The organism is Paenibacillus sp. 01T47 (genome assembly GCF_056398245.1).
On the sequence record NZ_JBFTPA010000003.1, the window covers coordinates 463736 to 483109 of the forward strand.

Here is a 19374-nt window from a genome sequence, read left to right on the forward strand (position 1 = left end):
CGTCTTTGAATACGGCAGAACACGTTCATTTCATCGGAATCGGCGGTTACGGAATGAGTGCCATTGCCCGCGTTATGCTGGAAATGGGCTATAAGGTGACCGGGTCCGATGTCGCACGTCAAGAATTAACAGAGAAGCTTGCAGCAAATGGTGCCAGCATTTATATCGGTCATCAGCCCGAGCATGTGAATGGAGCGGACTTGGTCGTATACTCTACGGCACTTTCCAAAGATAATGTTGAACGGAAAGCAGCTGAAGAGCTCAACATCCCAGTTTTGCATCGATCGCAAATGCTGGCTAGATTGATGAATGCAGGCAAAGGAATCGCAGTAGCCGGCGCACATGGCAAGACGACGACCTCTTCAATGATCGCGCTTGTTATGGAATCTTGCGGTGCGGATCCAACCTATATTATCGGTGGCGAAATCGTTAATGTAGGTACAAACGCAAAAGCGGGCAAAGGTGAATACGTCGTAGCGGAAGCGGACGAGAGTGATGGTTCATTCCTTCATTATCACCCTACGCTTGCTATCGTAACGAATATTGAGCCGGATCATCTTGAAAATTATGATGGCGATTTCGGCAAGCTGAAGGCTGCTTATGTGCAGTTTTTGCAGCAGGTGAAAGCGGACGGCAAGGCGATTGTATGCGCGGATGACGAGACGGTTAACGAATTGATACCGCAAGTATATCAAGGCAATATGAACTCATCGCAGCTAGTGACTTATGGCATTGACGGCGATGCAGACTATAAAGCTCAAAATGTTGTACTTGGAGACCGGAAGGTAACCTTTACAATGACGCATAAAGGGGCATTGCTTGGAGATGTGGAGCTGTCTGTTCCTGGTCTTCATAATGTGTACAATGCAATGGCTACTGTAATTACTTGTCTCGAAGCAGGCTTGTCTTTTGACAAAATTGCTGTCGCGATTCAATCATTTAGAGGCGCGAAACGCCGCTTCCAGGTGCTTGGGGAAGTTAATGACATATTGGTCATTGATGACTATGCGCATCATCCAACGGAGATCAGAGCGACAATCAGCGCTGCAAAAGCAACAGGTAAGCGTATTATTGCCGTTTTTCAACCACAGCGTTATACGCGGACGTTTTTCTTATTCGAGCAATTCAGCCGCGCATTCCCAGAGGCCGATGAGGTAATTATTACCGACATCTACTCGCCGGCAGGCGAACTGCAAATCGAAGGAGTAACATCCCGCAAGCTGGTGGAGCTGATCAAAAGCAACAGCAACGCGAACTCCGAGTATATTCCAACCAAAGAAGAAGTGCTTGCATACTTGACTGAGCGGGTCGCACCAGGCGATCTTGTTATCACCATGGGAGCAGGCGACATTTGGAAGGTAGCGGATTCGTTAGCGAAATCGTTAAAATCAAACCAATAAGCAGCTAATGCCCGGGATTCCATATCGGAATCACCGGGCATTTTGTATAAGCATAGGACTTTTCGTAAGAAAGGTTCTAAATAAGCCCACATAAAATTAGCTTCAAAAATCGATAAAGTTGAATCTCACTAATCCAATTCCCTGTCCCCCAATTCAATTGCCTGTACTCACTACCTAATAAACCTCTCACTCTTTACCTCACTCATTCACTCACTCATTCACTGATCTAATCAACCCACTTAAACTAGCACTAGCTCATTAACCTTATAATTCAACAACCCAATAACCTATGCTTTAAAAAGCCTCCACAGCCTCCCAGCGGGACGGAGTGCACTAAACCTCATAATCTCTACAATCAAAAATTACGGACCCTTAATAATCCGTTTACGGGTCTCAGAATACGCATCAAGGTTTTAAGAAGCACCGAGCGAATCCAAGCGGGACAGGCTTTTGTTAGTCCCATTGCGAGTCTTAGTGGATGCAGTAAGGTTTGTAGAAACTTCCAGCGTGTCTAAGTAGGGACGAAGCTCACTCCAAGCGACATTTGCTTATTAACGCTAGTTGCAGACTTTTAATATTTCAATTGGGAGTCTCAGAGGATACAGCAAGGTTTTTAGAAGCTTCCAGCGGGTCCCAAAGGGACAAAGCGCTCCAACGCCGCATGAACTGTTGGACGCCGGATGTGGTTGTACGTTAGTTGAGTTGCGGGTGTCCAGAGGGTGCAACCCTTGGGGCCCTCCCTTGGAAGGGAGGGTTTGGGTGGGTTCGAAAATGTTTTAATCTTTTAAGTTTGAAATTGAAGTTTGAAATTGTAATCTCTTTAATTTAAAACCTTTGAAGGTTTGGTAGACAACCCTCTAAGGGCATGGGTCTAAATCTCTCAAATGTCTCATAGATTAATACTAGATGAAAGGGACAAGGAGTGGATGAAATGACTCAGAAAAACCGTATTACTTATCGTTTTGACCGCAATGGCAATGGACAGTCCGTTAACGAAGAAAGCCGCAGCAATGACAATCAACAAGAGGCTCTCGATCATAAAGCAGCATCAACCAACAACTCTAATAACAATGCGAATAAAATGATTTCCAAGAAAGTTGTTCCTCTATACCCATCTACAGAGAAGCATTCCGTCAGCGAAGTGAGTCCATGGAACAGTCCGTTCCAAGAGGATATTGGCGCATTGGAGCAGCTTATTAGAGATGCTGATTCGAAGCCAGTATCCACTCCAAAACAGGCTCAGCCCAATCCTCCAAAAGAGAAGAAAAAAACGATAAAACCAACTATTATTGATGATCCCTATGAGCAGCCTGAGGATCTACAGACACATGTGGATAGGTACTCAGATAGGGAATATATGCAGGAGCCGATTCAAGCGTATGAGGAAGAATTCGTTGATGACGACATCAGTATAAAAAGAGTGAACTATGCGCGAGCGAAACGTAAGGCGGGAGCGCCATCATGGTTTAATGTATTTTTGTCAGTGACGGCTGCGCTTGCTACTGGAGCGCTGTTTGGTTATTTATTGTTGTCATTGTTTACGGGGGCAAGCATTTGGCCGGGAGGAACTGGCAATAAGCCTGATTCAGTGCCCGTGATTGGAGATTCTGTCCAAGAAGGCACAGGCAAAGAACCGGTTGCAGGTGTAGGTGAGGAAAGCAAGGAAGCGGGAGTTGAAAATAAAAATGACCCTGCAGCAAAACCAGATCCGAATACTGCGATGGCTGCACTTAAGGGGCTGGATCGTTCTTATTATTTGCTGCAATTTGGCGTGTTTAGCAATACAGAGGGCAGGGATGCCGCAATGGCGCAATTGGCCGAGAAAGGGCTTGCTGGTGCTGCTATGACAAGTGCTGCTGATTATCGCGTATATGTAGGCATGGGTACAGATCGAAAAGGAGCTCAGGTTATTCGGAATATGATGCCGGAAATCGATCTTTATATCAAAGAAGTAAATATAGTAAATCCAGGAAAAATACCGTTTAAAGGCGATCAAAAAGCAGCACAATCTTTCTTCGATCAAACGGCTGTAGTCGTCCAAATGTTGGATGAATTAACAGTAGCCCAGCTGGAACAGCCGACCTTATCGCCGCTTGGGGATGTTGCAGCAAATTCGTGGAAATCCGAGCATCAAAAATGGACAGAAAACGCGGAAACGCTGCGAATAGGTATAGTAGATGCGGAAGGTAAGGCATATTTGGATAAAATCAATCAAGCGATGAATGCGGCAGCAAAGACGATGGCAGAGTACGATAAAAAGCCTTCTCAAGCACAATTGTGGAAGACACAAGCGGAAGTTATGAAAGTGATCATTACGCAAAAAGAATGGTTTGAGAAGATCAGCGCATTGTAAACGAATAGGTTCATGCGTATAATAGTCTTAGGTGTCATTTCATGGCGAGAGGCGTTGAAAGATGAAGAAAAACGGCTGGATTCTTCTCATTTTTATCATATTTGGATTGTTGGCTGGTGCTCTAGTAGCGCGATGGCTGACTCCAGTTCCAGGCATCTCTTTTTTAACGAAACCAATCGAAACATCATGGTCACCTGCTGTCGATCTATATGTGCTCAGTTTCAACCTAACGCTTCATCTGCAATTCAGCTTGTTTAGCTTAATTGGAGCCGTAATTGCAATATGGTTATACCGCAAAATGTAGAGCAGCAGACATTGACGCATGAAGGAAAGCATGAAGGAGCGCAGCATTCAATTTATGGAATATAAAAAATTACGCAACGAAGCGATTAGCCAGCTAGTACTGGCCTCTTCGTCACCGCGCCGGAAGGAACTGGTCGCATCGCTGGACCTTTCTTTGCCGGTTTATATTTTGTCTACTGATACGGATGAAACGATTGAAGCAGGCTGGTCGCCATCGGAAGTTGTAGAGCAGCTCAGCCTGCGCAAAGCAAAAGCAGCCATACCCCTGCTGCAACAAAAGCAGGAGGTACCAACGTCTTTAATTATTGGTGCGGACACCATTGTCGTGCTTGACGGAGATGTGCTTGGCAAGCCTGCTGACGACGAAGAGGCAAAGTCTATGCTTAGACGCCTTCAAGGCCGCTCCCATGAAGTGTATTCAGGAGTTGCTTGTGTTCTCTCTACAAGCGGGGAAGCATTGATTGCCCATCGCAAAACGAAGGTAATGATGAAGCCGCTTAGTGAGGATCAAATTGCTAGGTACGTTGCTACCGGCGAGCCGAGGGACAAGGCGGGCTCTTATGGCATACAAGGACTTGGAGCGACGATTGTAGAGCAAATTGACGGCTGTTATTTTAATGTCGTTGGCTTGCCGTTATCGCTTCTCTCAGACATGCTCGCTTCCTATGACATTGCTGTTTTTTAAAAGGTAACTTAATTGATTTCAATCGGATTTTTTTTCATGAATGTGGCAGGATATGAATAATTCATTTTTTCGAAGAGGCGGGATTGGGACATGTTGCCGCAACCTATGATTTTGCGTGAAGTCCCCCATGAAGAACGTCCAAGAGAGCGCATGATGAAATATGGGGCAGAAGCACTTAGCCATACCGAATTGTTAGCCATACTGCTGCGCACAGGTACGAAGCGGCAATCCGCCGTACATTTGGCAGGAGCGGTGCTTAAGCAATGCGGCAGCCTGCGTAATTTAATGGATATGAGCATGGAACAATTAACAGCCATTCGAGGAATTGGTCCGGCAAAGGCGATTCAGCTTCGTGCTGGCATTGAACTGGGAAGAAGAATTTCCCGGAGTCAGCTTGGTGAGACGGTTATTGTGCGCAAGCCGCAGGATGCTGCGGAATATGTGATGGAAGAGCTCCGCTATTTGAAGAAGGAGCACTTCGTATGTTTGTTTTTAAACACAAAAAACCATATTATTGCCCGCGAAACCTTATCTGTCGGTACGCTTAATGCATCGCTAGTACATCCTCGAGAAGTATTTCGTGCAGCTATTTCACGTAACAGCGCATCTATCATTTGTGTTCATAATCACCCAAGCGGCGATCCTACGCCAAGCCCAGAAGACATTGCGTTAACGGGACGTTTAGCGGAGGCTGGACAGCTAGTCGGAATAGAAGTTCTTGACCATTTGGTAATCGGTGACGGAAGATTCGTAAGTTTGAAGGAACAAGGTCATATGTAATATAATAAAGTGATGTGGCAATTAGAAGGGAGCAAGAACATGTTTGGTGGTTTTTCGAAAGATTTGGGTATTGATTTAGGAACAGCGAATACGTTGGTATTCGTCAAGGGAAAAGGAATTGTGGTAAGGGAGCCTTCTGTGGTGGCCCTTCGTACAGATACAAAAACAATTGAAGCAGTAGGCGAGCAAGCCAAAAAAATGATCGGTAGAACGCCCGGCAACATTCGTGCTGTTCGTCCGATGAAAGATGGCGTTATCGCTGATTTTGAAACGACTGCTACGATGATTAAATATTTTATTCGCCAAGCTCAAAAGCAGCGTTCTTTATTCCCTCGTCATCCAAACGTTATGGTTTGTGTGCCGTCAGGCATTACAGCGGTTGAGAAACGCGCGGTCGAGGATGCGACTAAACAAGCCGGAGCTCGTGAGGCCTATACGATTGAAGAACCATTCGCAGCAGCGATTGGCGCTGATTTGCCTGTATGGGAGCCGACAGGCAGCATGGTAGTTGATATTGGCGGAGGTACAACAGAGGTTGCTGTTATTTCATTAGGCGGAATCGTTACGGCGAGATCCATTCGTGTAGCTGGTGACGAGATGGATGAAGCGGTTATTCAATATATTAAAAGACAATACAATCTCATGATCGGGGAACGTACATCCGAGCAGCTGAAGATGGAAATTGGTTCAGCACTTCCACTGGATCGTCCAGAAACGATTGAAATTCGTGGACGCGATCTCGTATCGGGATTGCCTAAGACACTAGCGATTACATCCGATGAGATTACAGAAGCATTAGCAGATACCGTTAATGCCATTGTTGACGCGGTGAAAGTAACGCTGGAGAAATGCCCGCCGGAGTTGTCTGCGGACATTATGGATCGCGGTATCGTGCTCACAGGCGGCGGCGCCTTGCTGCGCAATCTGGACAAGCTGCTTCAAAGAGAGACAGGCATGCCTGTTATTGTTGCCGATAATCCGCTTGATTGTGTTGCGATCGGTACTGGCCGCTCGCTCGATAATATTCATTTATTTAAAGCAAGAAGCTCATCTCGTTCGAGACGCTAAGTTAGGTCCGATGGGGAAACGGATATGAAATGGGCAGGTGGTCGAGCTGTTTAAGCTAATGAGAAATAAGCGTATGTTTATGCTTATGATCGGGTTTATTTTATTCATAGCGGTCATCGGCTTCTCGCTAAGCGACCGCAAGGAATTATCGTGGCCGGAGAAATTTTTGAAGGATTCGGCAGCATACGTGCAGCAATGGTTCTACAAGCCCGCTGGTTATATAGCGGGCTTCTTCGAGGATATTAGTAATTTACGTACGATTTATGAAGAAAATGAGCAGCTGCGCCTTACAGCTGCAGCTTATTCTCGTGACAAGATTAATTACAATTTCGTAGAAAAAGAGAATGAACGTTTAAAGGCAGAACTCTCGTTCACACAGCGTCAGAAAGAGATGTACAATTATAATTATTTGATCGCACAGGTTGTATCGATCAGCAACGATGCGAATAACCGCACGATGACGATTAACCTAGGTTCCAGAGATGGCATCAAACCGAATATGGCCGTAACAACCATAGAGGGGTTGATCGGTCTTGTAAGTTCAGTAACCCCCAATTCGGCAGCTGTTACTCCAATTACAGAACTTGACGAAGCATCACCAACGTTCAACTCCATTGCTGTGACGATTATGGGTCGTGAGAATGAATCATTTGGTGTTCTGAGCAGCTACAACAAGGAAACGTCAAGAATCGTTATGACGAAAATCGCCGAAGACGATAAAATGGAATTTCAAGATACAGTTATTACATCTGGCCTTGGCGGAATTTATCCAAGAGGACTCGTTGTCGGAACGGTTGAAAACAAGCAGCTTGGCGACTTCGGCCTTACATATACAGCATCGGTCAAGCTATCAGCAAGTTTTGATCATCTGACTGAGGTATTTGTTGTTCAGGTCCCTGAAATGGAGGAAGCCGAGAAATGAGCTTGAACCGAATCATCCTGCTCATGTTGCTCTTGTTTGTTATCGAGGGAGCAGTGATGCCGTGGATTATTCCAGCCGGCTTCGGTCAACGGATCATTCCTCACTTTGTATTTGTAATGGTCATCTTCTCAGGTCTATATAGCAGAAGGCATCTTGCACTCATGCTTGGCATAAGCTTCGGATTGCTTCAGGATATTGTATACTTTGGTCATCTGCTTGGAATTAATGCGTTTATTATGGGTTTAATGGGTTACTTTACTGGCGTATTGCTGGAGCATCGCCGTTCAACGCTTATGATGGCGATTTCTGTTGTGGGTTTTGCCTGCATTCTATATGACAGCGCCATATATTTCATTTACAAGGCATTTCGAATTACGAATGAAAGTTATGCATGGGCTCTTATCGATCATATCCTTCCTAGTTTATTTTTACAGCTGGCGTTTGCACTCTTGTGTTATGTACCGGCGCGAAAATGGTTTGAAGGGCAGACATTGGTCAAAGCAGAGAAGGATGAGGAATAAAATATTGCTGCAGGCAGGATTTTGCCCAGCTTAGCAAGAATCCATTAGGTTGGGGAGGGACGAACGTGACCGATAAGCAGCATATTATTATTAAGGGTGTAAAAGAAGGTCTCGTGTTCCTTCTCGACGATAAATGTGAATTTGCGACGCTTCTAGATGAATTGCAATACAAGCTGGAGAAGACGCATCAGCAGTTGCTCACAGGTCCCCTTGTTCACGTTCAGGTGAAGCTTGGATCCAGGCAGATTTCTGATGATGATAAAGATCGCATCAAAAACGTGATACGTTCACAAGGAAACCTAATGGTTCAATCTGTTGAGTCTGAAGCGCCTAAGATCGATCCTCAGCTCGGACAGCAACCTAATCTGCAAGTGCTCACGTCTATTATACGCTCAGGCCAAACTTATGAGCATGATGGGGATTTACTTTTAATCGGCGATTTGAATCCAGGCGGTACTTTAATGTGTACAGGTGACATATATGTGCTGGGTGCATTGCGCGGAACCGCGCATGCTGGGATTGGCGGGAGGACGGACGTGATTATAGCGACTTCACTCATGCGGCCAACTCAGCTCCGCATTGCGGATGTAATCAGCAGACCGCCAGAGGAATGGATGACCGGCGATGCCTCTATGGAGTTCGCCTTCTTAAGTGAAGGTAGAATGCAAATTGATAAGCTAGCGCAATTATTCCGCATACGGCATAATCCTATAATGTTTAAAGGAGTGTAGAATATGGGAGAAGCGATTGTTGTAACATCAGGGAAAGGCGGCGTCGGCAAGACGACCACTTCGGCGAACCTGGGTACCGCGCTAGCTTTACTTGGTAAGAAGGTTTGCATGGTTGATACAGATATTGGACTTCGCAATCTGGACGTGGTTATGGGACTTGAGAATCGAATCATTTATGATTTGGTTGATGTTGCCGAGGGCCGCTGCCGCTTGAATCAGGCGCTCGTTAAGGACAAACGCTTTGAAGAGCTGTACATGCTTCCTGCCGCACAGACGAAGGATAAGGATTCTGTTACGCCTGAACAAGTTCGAAATATGATTTTAGAGCTCAAGAAAGAGCATGACTATGTTATTATTGATTGCCCAGCGGGGATTGAGCATGGCTTTCGAAACGCAATTGCAGGTGCCGATCGGGCTATCGTGATTACTACACCTGAGAACGCTGCAGTGCGGGATGCCGATCGTGTAATCGGACTGCTGGAGCAGGAGAAAATACCAAGTAAGCTAATCATTAACCGGATTCGTCAAAATATGATGAAAACCGGGGAAATGTTGGATATCGATGAAATTTGTCAAGTGCTGGCAGTCGATTTGATCGGAATCGTACCTGATGATGAGAAAGTTATTTCTGCTGCAAACAGCGGAGAGCCGACAGTTATGAATCCGGCTTCACGTGCCGCAATCGCCTACCGGAACATCGCACGCCGCATACTTGGCGACATGGTTCCTCTCATGCTGCTTGATGAGAAGGCGGGAGCGTTCAAACGTTTCCGTAAGTTCCTCGGAATAGGATGATTACGACTTGCTTAACAAATTAAAAAAGCTGGATTGGGGAATTTTGATAATCTTAGTTTTCCTTATGATTATCAGTATCGTACTTGTCTATAGTGCAACTGCAAATAATCCAAAGTACGCCGGTCATGAGATCAAACAGCTGAAGTTTTACGGCTTAGGCTTTTTTGTAGCTATCGCAGCCACCTTATTTGATTATCGTATCGTTCTCAAGAGCTGGCATGTCCTTTATGGCATAGGGGTTACATTGTTGATTCTTGTTTATTTCTTTGGAGCGGTAATCAATGGGGCTAGAGGATGGTTTCAGTTTGGAGCCTTATCGTTTCAGCCTGCGGAAATGGTCAAAATTATACTCATTATCGGTATCGCTTATATTATGGGACGACGGCAAGGCGATCGGCTGACGTTCACACAAGACTTGCTTCCGATTGCAGCATTTGCTTTATTGCCGTTTATGCTCGTAATGATTCAGCCGGATCTCGGCAATGCGATCATATACGTAGTCATCGTGTTAGGGATGTTATGGATTGGGAATGTCAAATATTCTCATGTCATTACAGGGATTACCGTCGTTGTTGTAAGTCTTGTCCTTTTTGTTTCTCTGTTCAATACATTCAATCAAGAAATTTACAATTACTTGAAAGATAATGAAATGGGACATTGGCATAAAAGGATTAATACATTCATTAATCCGGAGACGGCAACTGCAGATGATAAACATCAATCGGAAAATGCACAAATTGCAATCGGTTCAGGCGGTTTAAACGGTGACGGTTATATGCAAGGCGATATGAAAAATGGCGGTTTTGTACCTTATCCGTATTCTGACTCGATTTTTGTTGTTATCGGCGAGGAATTTGGTTTTCAAGGCGCAGCCATCTTATTGCTTCTGTATTTCTTGCTCATATATCGGATGATTATTATTGCTTTTAAGTGTTATGATTTGCGAGCCTCGTACATTATTATTGGCATCGTGTCCATGTATGTGTTCCAGGTGTTCCAAAACATCGGAATGATGATTGGAATTATGCCAATTACGGGAATTACGCTGCCGTTTATTAGTTATGGAGGCACATCTCTACTGCTTAATATGTTGTCAATCGGACTTGTATTCAGCATTAAGGCACATCAAGAAAAATATGAGATGGCTGACTAAAGGTTAGCCAAGTTAGAAAGCTGCTTCTGAGACGGATGTTATCCGATCTTGGGGTGGCTTTTTTTTATGATCAGCTGCGCTCGCATACTTGTCTCAATCCCCACATATCCATGTATAAAGGAACAAGCTGTCCCAAGGACGATGGAAGCGGGGGAAAAATGAGATGTTAATGAAGGATAATGAGAAGCGGCGCAATCAGCATAAAAATCAAAATACAGGGGATCGGAACTCTGTGCCTTTACAAGAAGAGGACATATATTCAGACCCTCGCATGCCATACAAGCACGAATATTTTGATGAAGACGAGGCGGAGGAGCTTGATCCAGAGGTCGTTTGGAAAACCAATCCTAATCCATGGGCAAATTGGAACGAGGACAAAGGGTATGTTGATAATAGAAGATTTGTAAAAGGGCCAGTTGTATCGAATGGGAACGATCCGAGATCAGGCGGCGGGAAAAATAATTATACTTTCGGCAAGGAGCTGAAATGGAAGCTAGCAGTAGCATTGCTGTTATTTGGCGCGGTATGGGCTATGTTTCGCTATGATACGGAATACACGCTCAAGGGACAAGCGCTTGTGAAACAAGCGCTTACGGATGAGATTGATTTTGCAGCTGCGGCTGCTTGGTATAAGGAAACGTTTGCCGGGGCTCCATCCTTTATTCCTATTTTTCAGGACAATCCTGAACCTGCGGTAGGCGCGGATGGAACGGTAAAGCTGCCTATCGTAACCCCATTGGAAGGAGGATCGCTTGTTCGAACGTTTGCGGAGATGCTTAATGGTATAGAGCTTGCTGGAAGCTCTGAAGCAGAGGTTGTTGCGGCAGAGACGGGGCGCGTATTGCTATTATCAGATCAGAGCACGCAAGGTTCGACTATTGTTATCCAGCATGTCAATCAGCGCGTAACCGTATATGGGATGCTTGGGAAAACGAATGTTAAAGTAAATGACTGGGTTGAGGCAGGGGATTCTATCGGCAACCTGCTGAAAGCTGAAGGTACGCAGCCAAGCCTGCTATATTTTGCTGTTAAACAAAATGATTTGTATATCGATCCCGTGGGCGTGATACCGATTGATTAAATGGAAAGGAATCCTATGGTCGGTCCATCCGTTGTTCGTTATCATTATGCTTGGGTCGGTCATGACAGGATATTTTGCCGAGCTGATTACCTTGTTTTTACTCGTGCTTGTCCATGAAATCGGCCATGTTATTGTAGCTCGGGGCTATGGCTGGACGATAAAGGAAGTAAAGCTGCTGCCCTTTGGCGGTGTTGTAGAGGTTGAGGAAGCCGGCGGTGTACCTGCAAAAGAAGAAGCAATTGTAGCGATTGCGGGTCCCTTGCAAAACGTTTGGATGGGACTAGCTGCTTGGGGCTGCGGGCAGCTTGGCATATGGGACTTAGCATGGGCGGAGTATGTATGGAAAGCAAATCTAATGATCGGCTTGTTCAACCTGCTGCCTATTCACCCGCTAGACGGAGGGAAGCTGCTGCAGGCGGCATTAAGCTATACGGTTAACTATTATAAAATGCTTATTTGGAGCGCGCGAATCAGCTTGTTTTTTAGTGTGCTGATGATCATCGTCTCCTTGCTTCCATGGTTAGTGTATAAGGATGGCATTCAACTCAATCTGCTCATTGTCGGCATATTTCTTGTGATGACGAACTGGACATATTATCGTAATGTTCCATATTTGTTTTATCGTTTTCTGATGTACCGGGAAAGGATCACGCTGCAGGCGCTGAGGCTCGGACACATTGCAAGTCCTATAATCGTAAGCGGCAAGCAGTCAATCATCTCGGTAGCAAGGCTCTTTCAAAGGGAGCGATATCATTTGATATACATGGTGGAGTCGCACAGCAAGGAGGTCAGAGTGCTTCCGGAGCAGAAAATTGTAGAAGGATGTTTGTCCGAAAATAATCCGAATCGTGCAGTGTCGGAACTTTTCAGTTAAAATAGATGAAAAGCGTACGGGCAGGTGATATTCAGGAATGAAGCAAATGTTGATGCACGTTAACGGTGAAATGCTGCAAACCGCTGTACTGGAAAATGGCCGCCTAGTCGAATTTTTTATGGAAAAATCAAAAGCAAGCAGTTTGGTTGGCAATGTTTATAAAGGTCGTGTCGTGAACGTGCTGCCTGGCATGCAGGCGGCTTTCGTAGATGTAGGACTAGCTAAAAATGCATTTTTGTACATTGATGAGCTGCTCCACCCTCATTTGGAAAAACAGCCAGCTGAAAAGCCGCTCATTCAAAATATGGTCAAGCCTGGACAGGAATTGCTCGTACAAGTTATGAAGGAGCCGCTGGGTGGCAAAGGCGCCCGTGTCACTACACATTTTTCACTGCCTGGCCGGTTTCTTGTTTATATGCCAAATGCCGATTATATTGGCGTTTCCAAAAAAATCAGTTCCGAAAGCGAGCGGTCGAGATTGCGAGCCATAGGCGAGAAGCTGCGTGAGCTGGAGGAAGGCATTATTTTAAGAACGGCGGCTGGAGCTGAAAGCGAGCTGTCTTTGCATGCCGATGTCGCTGGGTTAAGAGAGATTTGGCAAAGCATTTCGGAACGAAGCGTGGAAGCGAGTGCGCCAAGCGAGCTGCACAGAGAGGCAGGTCTCATGCGGAGGGCTGTACGAGACACGCTTACGATGGATATGGATGAAATATGGATAGACAATGCGGAGAGGTTTGAGGAAGCGTCAGCACTGCTGGAGGAAATGACCCCTCAGCTTCGTGAGCGGTTAAAATGTTTTGAATCAAGGCAAGGCAATTCTTTATTTGATACGTATCGTGTGACGGAGCAGGTAACGAGAGCGTTCGAGCGCAAAATTCAGCTTACCTGCGGAGGGCACCTCATATGGGAAGAGACGGAAGCTCTGACGGTTATTGATGTGAACACAGGCAGATTTATTGGGACATCTGGCCTTGAGGACACTGTGTTTCGTACGAATATGGAAGCAGCAGACGAGATTGCAAGATTGCTCCGAGTTCGAGATGTAGGCGGCATTATTATTATTGATTTTATTGATATGGAGCAGGACAACCATCGCGAGCAGGTTATGCAAAGACTCGTAGAGAAAGCGCGCAATGATCAAACCAAATGTACGATTTTGGGCTGGACAAAGCTCGGATTAATTGAAATGACGCGTAAAAAGGCTCGTGAGAATGCAGTCCATCAACTGATCGAGCGCTGTGAGAGCTGCGGAGCGCACATAAAATGATCAGAGTTGTATAAATAGTTTAAATTTTCTTGTTGGATGAATTGATATAGCTTGCATAGTATGGTACAATCTTTGGGTGTGTGTCTCGTACCTCATTGGAATGGGACGTACAAGTACCGCTCCGATTGGGTAAACAAGCGTTTGCGGCGCATGCCGTGAGCCACCTGAATTAGGCGAGTCTTCGAAAATAAGGAGGTGCACCAACAATGTTCGCAATTATCGTAACTGGCGGCAAGCAATACAAAGTTCAGGAAGGCGATGTAATCTACATCGAAAAACTGGATTCTGAAGCAGGCGAAAGCGTAACGTTTGATCGTGTTTTGGCGGTTTCTAAAGGTGACGGTCTTGTAACTGGAACTCCGGTTGTTTCCGGCGCTACAGTAACAGGCAAAGTCGAGAAACAAGGCAAAGGCCAAAAAATCATCGTTTACAAATACAAAGCCAAAAAGAACTATCGTCGTAAGCAAGGTCATCGTCAACCGTTCACAAAAGTAACAATCGAGAAAATCCAAGCGTAAGAGGAATTTCTATGATAACAGTTACCTTTGTACGAAGAGCCGCTGACAGACGTATCGTATCATTTGCGGTCGAAGGACATGCTAAATATGCGAAGCCCGGCAAAGATATCGTTTGTGCGGGTGTATCAGCCATCTCGGTTGGTACCGTTAACGCGATCGAAGCTCTAGCGGGAGAGGAGCTCCCTGCCAAGATGAAGAACGGCTGGCTATCGTCGGATATTCCGACGCTTGCAGACGAGGCTTCAGACGGCCGGATGCAGCTGCTGCTGGAATCGATGGCGGTTATGCTTGACACTATTGCAAAATCATACGGCAAGCATGTCGTTATTCATGAACATCTTAATGCGTAAGCATTCGGTGCAGGTTTGTTTTACAAGCCTCTAGTTCATGCTTACGGTGCAGCTTTGCTCACCAATCCTTTAGAAGGAGGGAATAACTATGTTGAAACTGAATCTTCAGCTCTTCGCTTCGAAGAAAGGTGTAGGTTCCACTAGAAACGGACGTGACTCACAGTCGAAACGCCTTGGCGCTAAACGTGCTGACGGTCAAACCGTATCTGCTGGAAGCATCTTGTTTCGTCAACGCGGAACAAAAATTCACCCAGGAACTAACGTAGGCATCGGGAAAGACGATACGCTTTTTGCATTAGTAGAAGGCGTAGTGAAGTTCGAACGTTGGGGACGCGACCGCAAAAAAGTAAGCGTGTATCCAGCTGTTCTTGCTCCGGTAGCTGCAGCAGTAGAAGCTTAATACAACCTTATATATGCAACAAGCCCCGGCCTGCATCGCTTGGCCGGGTTTTTTTATTCCATGGCTGATGACCGTAGGACGGCTGCGTGATATACTGGATAAGCAAGCAAAAATGCCTAAGGCGTCTTGGACGCTGAAGCAGCTTTGACGGGGAAATATAATATATTCGTTGTTATATTTTCGGGAAATACGAAGAAAGTAGGTTTAATCGATGGGACGCTTAACAACGGTGAAATATTACGCGGCGGCAACCATTTTGTTGCCATGCGCCGCTGTACTTATTTGGCCCAATCAAGTGTGGTTAACTGCTGTCTTTCTCGTTTGGCTTATAGCTGTTGCGACTTACTGGATACGAACGGAACGGAAAGAGCACGCAGAGCGGACTGCGCGAACGATTCAATCGTTGCAAAACTCTGCAATACGAACTCTCAATCATCATCGTCATGACTGGATGAACGACCTGCAAGTCGTGTTTGGCTATATTAGGCTCAAAAAGCTGGATAAAGCCGCCGAGTATGTGGAGAAAATAAGTGAACGGATGGCTGTGGAGAGCAGTATATCCAAGCTAGGGGTTCCATCACTGATTAGTTATATTCAATCGTTTCGTACGATATCGAATTCGCTGGAGTTACAAATTGTAATTAAAGGTGACATTCATTTAAACGAAATAACGGCAGATGCCGATCAAATAGCCGAAACGCTCATTCATACGATTAACGCATATCGGTTTGCGGCTAAGCCTGGCTATGGTAATGCTGCTGTTCTTACGCTGGAGCTATCGCTGGATGAGGATGCACTGTATGCAGCCTTCTATTATGATGGCGAACTAATGAATGAACAGCAATGGAAGCAAAAAATACAACAGCAGTTGGAAGGCGCGCCAATGCAGCCGATCAACTTCGAGCAGCCGTATGCAAAGGTGTTGCTGAGGGCGGAAATGCGCGCATGAACGGGGGCACATCATGTTTGTCGATAAAGCGAAGATATTTGTAAAAGGCGGCGACGGAGGCGATGGTATCGTTTCTTTTCGCCGTGAGAAGTATGTAGAACAAGGTGGTCCTGCAGGTGGCGACGGAGGCCGAGGCGGCGACTTGATATTTCAAGTTGACGAGGGTCTGCGCACACTGATGGACTTCCGCTATCAGAAGCATTTCAAGGCTGATCGCGGCGAGCGCGGAAAAGTAAAAAGCATGCACGGAGCGGGTGCTGATGATACAATCGTACGGATTCCACCCGGTACAATAATCGTTGATGACGATACGCAAGAAATTATTGCGGATATGACTCGTCACGGTCAACAAATCGTTATTGCAAAAGGCGGACGCGGCGGACGCGGCAACATTCGCTTCGCTACGCAAAACAATCCAGCTCCTTATATTTCGGAGAATGGTGAAGAAGGACAAGAGCGCTGGGTTGTTCTTGAGCTTAAAGTAATGGCAGATGTAGGTCTTGTTGGTTTCCCAAGCGTAGGCAAATCAACCCTGCTATCTGTCGTATCTGGCGCTAAGCCGAAAATTGGCGCTTATCACTTTACGACCATTACACCGAATCTAGGTGTCGTTGACGTTGGGGATAGCCGCAGCTTTGTAATGGCTGACTTGCCTGGGCTTATCGAAGGAGCGCATGAAGGCGTTGGTCTAGGTCATGAGTTTCTTCGTCACGTAGAGCGGACGAGGGTTATCGTTCATGTCATCGACATGTCAGCGTCCGAAGGACGCGATCCTTTTGATGATTGGGTGAAAATCAACGAGGAGCTTGTTCTCTATAATGAGAAGCTAGCAGATCGTCCGCAAATTATTGCTGCAAACAAAATGGACATGCCGGATTCTGAGGAGCAGCTTGAGTTATTCAAGCAAAAGCTCGCAGAAGTTAGCGGTGATCGTCAATATGAAATTTTGCCAATCTCCTCGCTAACGAAAAAAGGCGTACAGGAGCTACTATATAAAGCAGCTGATATTCTTGATACGGTTTCAGAGGAAGTTGAAATCGCGGATGTGAAAGATGTTGCTGAGCGTAAAGTTTATACGTACGAGAAGCGCGAAGAAACGACTTTCACCATCCATAAGGAAGATGAAGTGTTCGTTATTGTTAGTGCTGGCATTAGCAACTACATGAAACGGATGAATTTGACTTCCTATGATGCAGTTATGCGTTTTGCACGCACGATGCGCAAAATGGGTGTCGATGCCGAGCTTCGCAAGATGGGGGCAAAAGACGGCGATATGGTTCAAATCGGCGACTTTGCTTTTGAATTCTTCGAGGGCAGCGACTATAATCCGAATGGCTAGAGCATTCGCACATATTAACAAATGAAGACGGCGAAAGCCGTCTTTTCTTGTTTTGCCTATTGCCCCAAACTGTATATTTCGATATAATGTCCACTATAGGTGAACAATTGTCTTTTTGAGGAGGACGTATAGTGACGAAACGCTATTATGTCGTTCGAGAGGATATTTTACCGGAAGCGATTATGAAGACGATACAAGTGAAGGAGATGCTTGGCCGAGGAGATGCGGCAACCGTACATGAGGCGGTTGAACGTGTTGGACTTAGCCGAAGCGCTTTTTATAAGTATAAAGATGGTGTCTACGCGCTAAATGAGCTGGAACGAGAACGTATTGCGACCATTTCTATGGATTTGGAGCATCGTTCAGGCGTACTCTCCAACGTACTTAGCATGGTGGCGAGCCAAGATGGCAATGTGCTGACGATGAATCAGTCCATTCCGCTCCAAGGTTTCGCTAATGTCGTCATTTCGGTCGATATTTCGCAGCTTTCCGGAGAACTGTCATCGCTGGTTGAAATGCTTCGCAGTCAACCAGGCGTGCGTAAAGCTTCGGTCATCGGACAAGGATAACAGAATTGATAATGGAGGGTATATATGAAGCCGGTTAAAGTTGGTTTATTAGGTCTTGGTACAGTTGGTACAGGTGTAGTTCGAATTGTTGAGGGACATCAGGATGATTTGGCAAGTCAGGTCGGTTCGCCGATCGTAATTGAAAAGGTACTCGTTCAAGATAAAAGCAAATCGCGTAATATTGCAGTGGATGCAAGCAAGCTAACTGAGGATCCTTGGGAAGTCATCCGCCATCCTGAAATTGATGTTATCGTTGAGGTTATGGGCGGAATTGGGCTTACGAAAGAATATATACTAGAAGCGCTGTCCCTTGGCAAACATGTCGTAACGGCAAATAAAGATTTGATGGCAATGCACGGTCCTGAAATATTGGCCAAAGCCAAAGAAAACCGCTGCGATGTTTTGTATGAAGCAAGCGTAGCCGGCGGTATTCCGATTATTCGTACACTTGTCGAAGGTTTCGCCTCCGACCGCATTAATAAAATTATGGGCATTGTGAACGGCACAACGAATTTTATTTTGACAAAGATGAGTCAAGAAGGCGCTTCGTATCTAGATGTGCTTAAAGAAGCGCAGGAGCTTGGTTATGCGGAGTCAGACCCGACATCAGATGTCGAAGGACTTGATGCAGCGCGCAAAATGACAATTCTCGCTACGATCGGATTCCGTGCCAATGTTGCGCTTGAGGATGTATCCGTTCAAGGCATTTCATCGGTATCCAAAGAAGATATTTTGTACGCGAAGCGTCTTGGCTATGAAGTGAAGCTGCTTGGTATCGCAGAGCGCCAGGATGATTTGATCAGCATCAGCGTTCAACCAACGATGGTGAAGCAATCGCATCCTATCGCATCGGTAAACGGCGTGTTTAACGCGGTTTATGTATATGGCGAAGCTGTTGGTGAAACGATGTTCTATGGCGCAGGCGCGGGTGAGCTTCCGACTGCTACGTCGATCGTATCCGATTTGGTGGCCGTTGTGAAAAACCTGAAGCTTGGTGTGAACGGCATGCAAGGAAGCCTTGCTTATAAAGAGAAGAAGCTCAAGACTGACGAGCAGATCTCATCTAAATATTTCATTCTGCTTAAAGTGGCAGATCGTGCCGGCGTTCTTGCACGCATAACGCAAGTATTCGCTGACTTTGAGGTCAGCTTGGAGTCGGTATTGCAGCAGCCGACACCGTCTAATCCGGAAGCTGAGATCATCATCATCACTCATGACGCGAACAAAGCGGCTATCCAGAAGGTGCTTGCTAAGTTTGACTCACTGGATGTCGTTCATAAAGTGAAAAGCGTCTATCGCGTAGAAGGATAAATCTT

The 19374-nt window shown here is 45.8% G+C and carries 21 protein-coding genes; all 21 read left to right on the plus strand.

Features of this window, described 5'->3' with window-relative positions; translation table 11 throughout:
• Positions 1–5: 5 nt before the first annotated feature.
• The 21 genes from murC (at position 6) to AC1DOV_RS09510 (ending at position 19369) form a co-directional block, all read left to right on the plus strand.
• Positions 6–1400, plus strand: coding sequence for a UDP-N-acetylmuramate--L-alanine ligase (gene murC, locus AC1DOV_RS09410; protein WP_339207856.1), 1395 nt, complete (start codon positions 6–8; stop codon positions 1398–1400).
• Between the two features lie 931 nt (positions 1401–2331).
• Positions 2332–3753 carry an SPOR domain-containing protein gene (locus AC1DOV_RS09415; protein WP_477549773.1) on the plus strand — a complete coding sequence of 474 codons (1422 nt, stop codon included), beginning with the start codon at positions 2332–2334 and terminating at the stop codon, positions 3751–3753.
• 61 nt (positions 3754–3814) lie between these two features.
• Positions 3815–4057 (plus strand): DUF4321 domain-containing protein, encoded by a 243-nt coding sequence (locus AC1DOV_RS09420; protein WP_076270861.1) that lies wholly within the window; start codon positions 3815–3817, stop codon positions 4055–4057.
• Between the two features lie 54 nt (positions 4058–4111).
• Entirely contained in the window at positions 4112–4741 is a 630-nt protein-coding gene (locus AC1DOV_RS09425; protein ID WP_477549811.1) for a Maf family protein, read from the plus strand.
• 90 nt (positions 4742–4831) lie between these two features.
• Entirely contained in the window at positions 4832–5521 is a 690-nt protein-coding gene (gene radC / locus AC1DOV_RS09430; protein WP_076270860.1) for a RadC family protein, read from the plus strand.
• Between the two features lie 39 nt (positions 5522–5560).
• Positions 5561–6589 (plus strand): rod shape-determining protein, encoded by a 1029-nt coding sequence (locus AC1DOV_RS09435; RefSeq protein ID WP_076270859.1) that lies wholly within the window; start codon positions 5561–5563, stop codon positions 6587–6589.
• 73 nt (positions 6590–6662) lie between these two features.
• Complete coding sequence (mreC, locus tag AC1DOV_RS09440) at positions 6663–7511, plus strand: rod shape-determining protein MreC (RefSeq protein ID WP_430057735.1); 849 nt, start codon at positions 6663–6665, stop codon at positions 7509–7511.
• Positions 7508–8032 carry a rod shape-determining protein MreD gene (mreD, locus tag AC1DOV_RS09445; RefSeq protein WP_076270857.1) on the plus strand — a complete coding sequence of 175 codons (525 nt, stop codon included), beginning with the start codon at positions 7508–7510 and terminating at the stop codon, positions 8030–8032. The genes mreC and mreD overlap by 4 nt, the downstream gene beginning before the upstream one ends.
• Positions 8033–8097: 65 nt before the next feature.
• On the plus strand, positions 8098–8763 hold the full coding sequence (locus AC1DOV_RS09450; RefSeq protein ID WP_076270856.1) for a septum site-determining protein MinC: 666 nt from the start codon (positions 8098–8100) through the stop codon (positions 8761–8763).
• Between the two features lie 3 nt (positions 8764–8766).
• A complete protein-coding gene (minD, locus tag AC1DOV_RS09455) occupies positions 8767–9558 on the plus strand; it encodes a septum site-determining protein MinD (RefSeq protein WP_054027234.1) in 792 nt (263 codons plus the stop codon).
• 7 nt (positions 9559–9565) lie between these two features.
• A complete protein-coding gene (locus tag AC1DOV_RS09460) occupies positions 9566–10711 on the plus strand; it encodes an FtsW/RodA/SpoVE family cell cycle protein (RefSeq protein WP_477549774.1) in 1146 nt (381 codons plus the stop codon).
• 163 nt (positions 10712–10874) lie between these two features.
• On the plus strand, positions 10875–11792 hold the full coding sequence (locus AC1DOV_RS09465) for a peptidoglycan DD-metalloendopeptidase family protein (RefSeq protein WP_477549775.1): 918 nt from the start codon (positions 10875–10877) through the stop codon (positions 11790–11792).
• A complete protein-coding gene (locus tag AC1DOV_RS09470; protein ID WP_441875770.1) occupies positions 11785–12666 on the plus strand; it encodes a M50 family metallopeptidase in 882 nt (293 codons plus the stop codon). Before AC1DOV_RS09465 ends, AC1DOV_RS09470 begins: the two co-directional genes overlap by 8 nt.
• A 37-nt stretch (positions 12667–12703) precedes the next feature.
• On the plus strand, positions 12704–13933 hold the full coding sequence (locus tag AC1DOV_RS09475; RefSeq protein WP_441875773.1) for an Rne/Rng family ribonuclease: 1230 nt from the start codon (positions 12704–12706) through the stop codon (positions 13931–13933).
• A gap of 206 nt (positions 13934–14139) precedes the next feature.
• Positions 14140–14451 (plus strand): 50S ribosomal protein L21, encoded by a 312-nt coding sequence (gene rplU, locus AC1DOV_RS09480; RefSeq protein WP_053374798.1) that lies wholly within the window; start codon positions 14140–14142, stop codon positions 14449–14451.
• Positions 14452–14462: 11 nt separating this feature from the next.
• A complete protein-coding gene (locus AC1DOV_RS09485; RefSeq protein ID WP_054027239.1) occupies positions 14463–14801 on the plus strand; it encodes a ribosomal-processing cysteine protease Prp in 339 nt (112 codons plus the stop codon).
• 88 nt (positions 14802–14889) lie between these two features.
• Positions 14890–15201: a 50S ribosomal protein L27 gene (rpmA, locus tag AC1DOV_RS09490; protein ID WP_076270851.1), complete on the plus strand. Its 312-nt coding sequence runs from the start codon at positions 14890–14892 to the stop codon at positions 15199–15201.
• Positions 15202–15412: 211 nt separating this feature from the next.
• Positions 15413–16150, plus strand: coding sequence for a Spo0B domain-containing protein (locus AC1DOV_RS09495; RefSeq protein WP_076270850.1), 738 nt, complete (start codon positions 15413–15415; stop codon positions 16148–16150).
• 13 nt (positions 16151–16163) lie between these two features.
• The gene (gene obgE, locus AC1DOV_RS09500) at positions 16164–17489 is read left to right on the plus strand and encodes a GTPase ObgE (RefSeq protein ID WP_477549776.1); all 1326 of its coding nucleotides are present in this window, start codon (positions 16164–16166) and stop codon (positions 17487–17489) included.
• 131 nt (positions 17490–17620) lie between these two features.
• The gene (locus tag AC1DOV_RS09505; RefSeq protein ID WP_076270848.1) at positions 17621–18058 is read left to right on the plus strand and encodes an ACT domain-containing protein; all 438 of its coding nucleotides are present in this window, start codon (positions 17621–17623) and stop codon (positions 18056–18058) included.
• Between the two features lie 24 nt (positions 18059–18082).
• Positions 18083–19369, plus strand: coding sequence for a homoserine dehydrogenase (locus AC1DOV_RS09510; protein WP_076270847.1), 1287 nt, complete (start codon positions 18083–18085; stop codon positions 19367–19369).
• Positions 19370–19374 lie beyond the last annotated feature (5 nt).

What these genes read in the sequence shown, in the direction of transcription:
- radC (WP_076270860.1), top strand. Translation starts at nt 4,832, where the DNA reads ATGTTGCCGCAACCTATGATTTTGCGTGAAGTCCCCCATGAAGAACGT.
- mreD (WP_076270857.1), top strand. Translation starts at nt 7,508, where the DNA reads ATGAGCTTGAACCGAATCATCCTGCTCATGTTGCTCTTGTTTGTTATC.
- rplU (WP_053374798.1), top strand. Translation starts at nt 14,140, where the DNA reads ATGTTCGCAATTATCGTAACTGGCGGCAAGCAATACAAAGTTCAGGAA.
- AC1DOV_RS09425 (WP_477549811.1), top strand. Translation starts at nt 4,112, where the DNA reads ATGGAATATAAAAAATTACGCAACGAAGCGATTAGCCAGCTAGTACTG.
- AC1DOV_RS09485 (WP_054027239.1), top strand. Translation starts at nt 14,463, where the DNA reads ATGATAACAGTTACCTTTGTACGAAGAGCCGCTGACAGACGTATCGTA.
- AC1DOV_RS09465 (WP_477549775.1), top strand. Translation starts at nt 10,875, where the DNA reads ATGTTAATGAAGGATAATGAGAAGCGGCGCAATCAGCATAAAAATCAA.
- minD (WP_054027234.1), top strand. Translation starts at nt 8,767, where the DNA reads ATGGGAGAAGCGATTGTTGTAACATCAGGGAAAGGCGGCGTCGGCAAG.
- AC1DOV_RS09415 (WP_477549773.1), top strand. Translation starts at nt 2,332, where the DNA reads ATGACTCAGAAAAACCGTATTACTTATCGTTTTGACCGCAATGGCAAT.
- AC1DOV_RS09510 (WP_076270847.1), top strand. Translation starts at nt 18,083, where the DNA reads ATGAAGCCGGTTAAAGTTGGTTTATTAGGTCTTGGTACAGTTGGTACA.
- mreC (WP_430057735.1), top strand. Translation starts at nt 6,663, where the DNA reads ATGTTTATGCTTATGATCGGGTTTATTTTATTCATAGCGGTCATCGGC.
- AC1DOV_RS09495 (WP_076270850.1), top strand. Translation starts at nt 15,413, where the DNA reads ATGGGACGCTTAACAACGGTGAAATATTACGCGGCGGCAACCATTTTG.
- rpmA (WP_076270851.1), top strand. Translation starts at nt 14,890, where the DNA reads ATGTTGAAACTGAATCTTCAGCTCTTCGCTTCGAAGAAAGGTGTAGGT.
- AC1DOV_RS09475 (WP_441875773.1), top strand. Translation starts at nt 12,704, where the DNA reads ATGAAGCAAATGTTGATGCACGTTAACGGTGAAATGCTGCAAACCGCT.
- obgE (WP_477549776.1), top strand. Translation starts at nt 16,164, where the DNA reads ATGTTTGTCGATAAAGCGAAGATATTTGTAAAAGGCGGCGACGGAGGC.
- AC1DOV_RS09420 (WP_076270861.1), top strand. Translation starts at nt 3,815, where the DNA reads ATGAAGAAAAACGGCTGGATTCTTCTCATTTTTATCATATTTGGATTG.
- AC1DOV_RS09435 (WP_076270859.1), top strand. Translation starts at nt 5,561, where the DNA reads ATGTTTGGTGGTTTTTCGAAAGATTTGGGTATTGATTTAGGAACAGCG.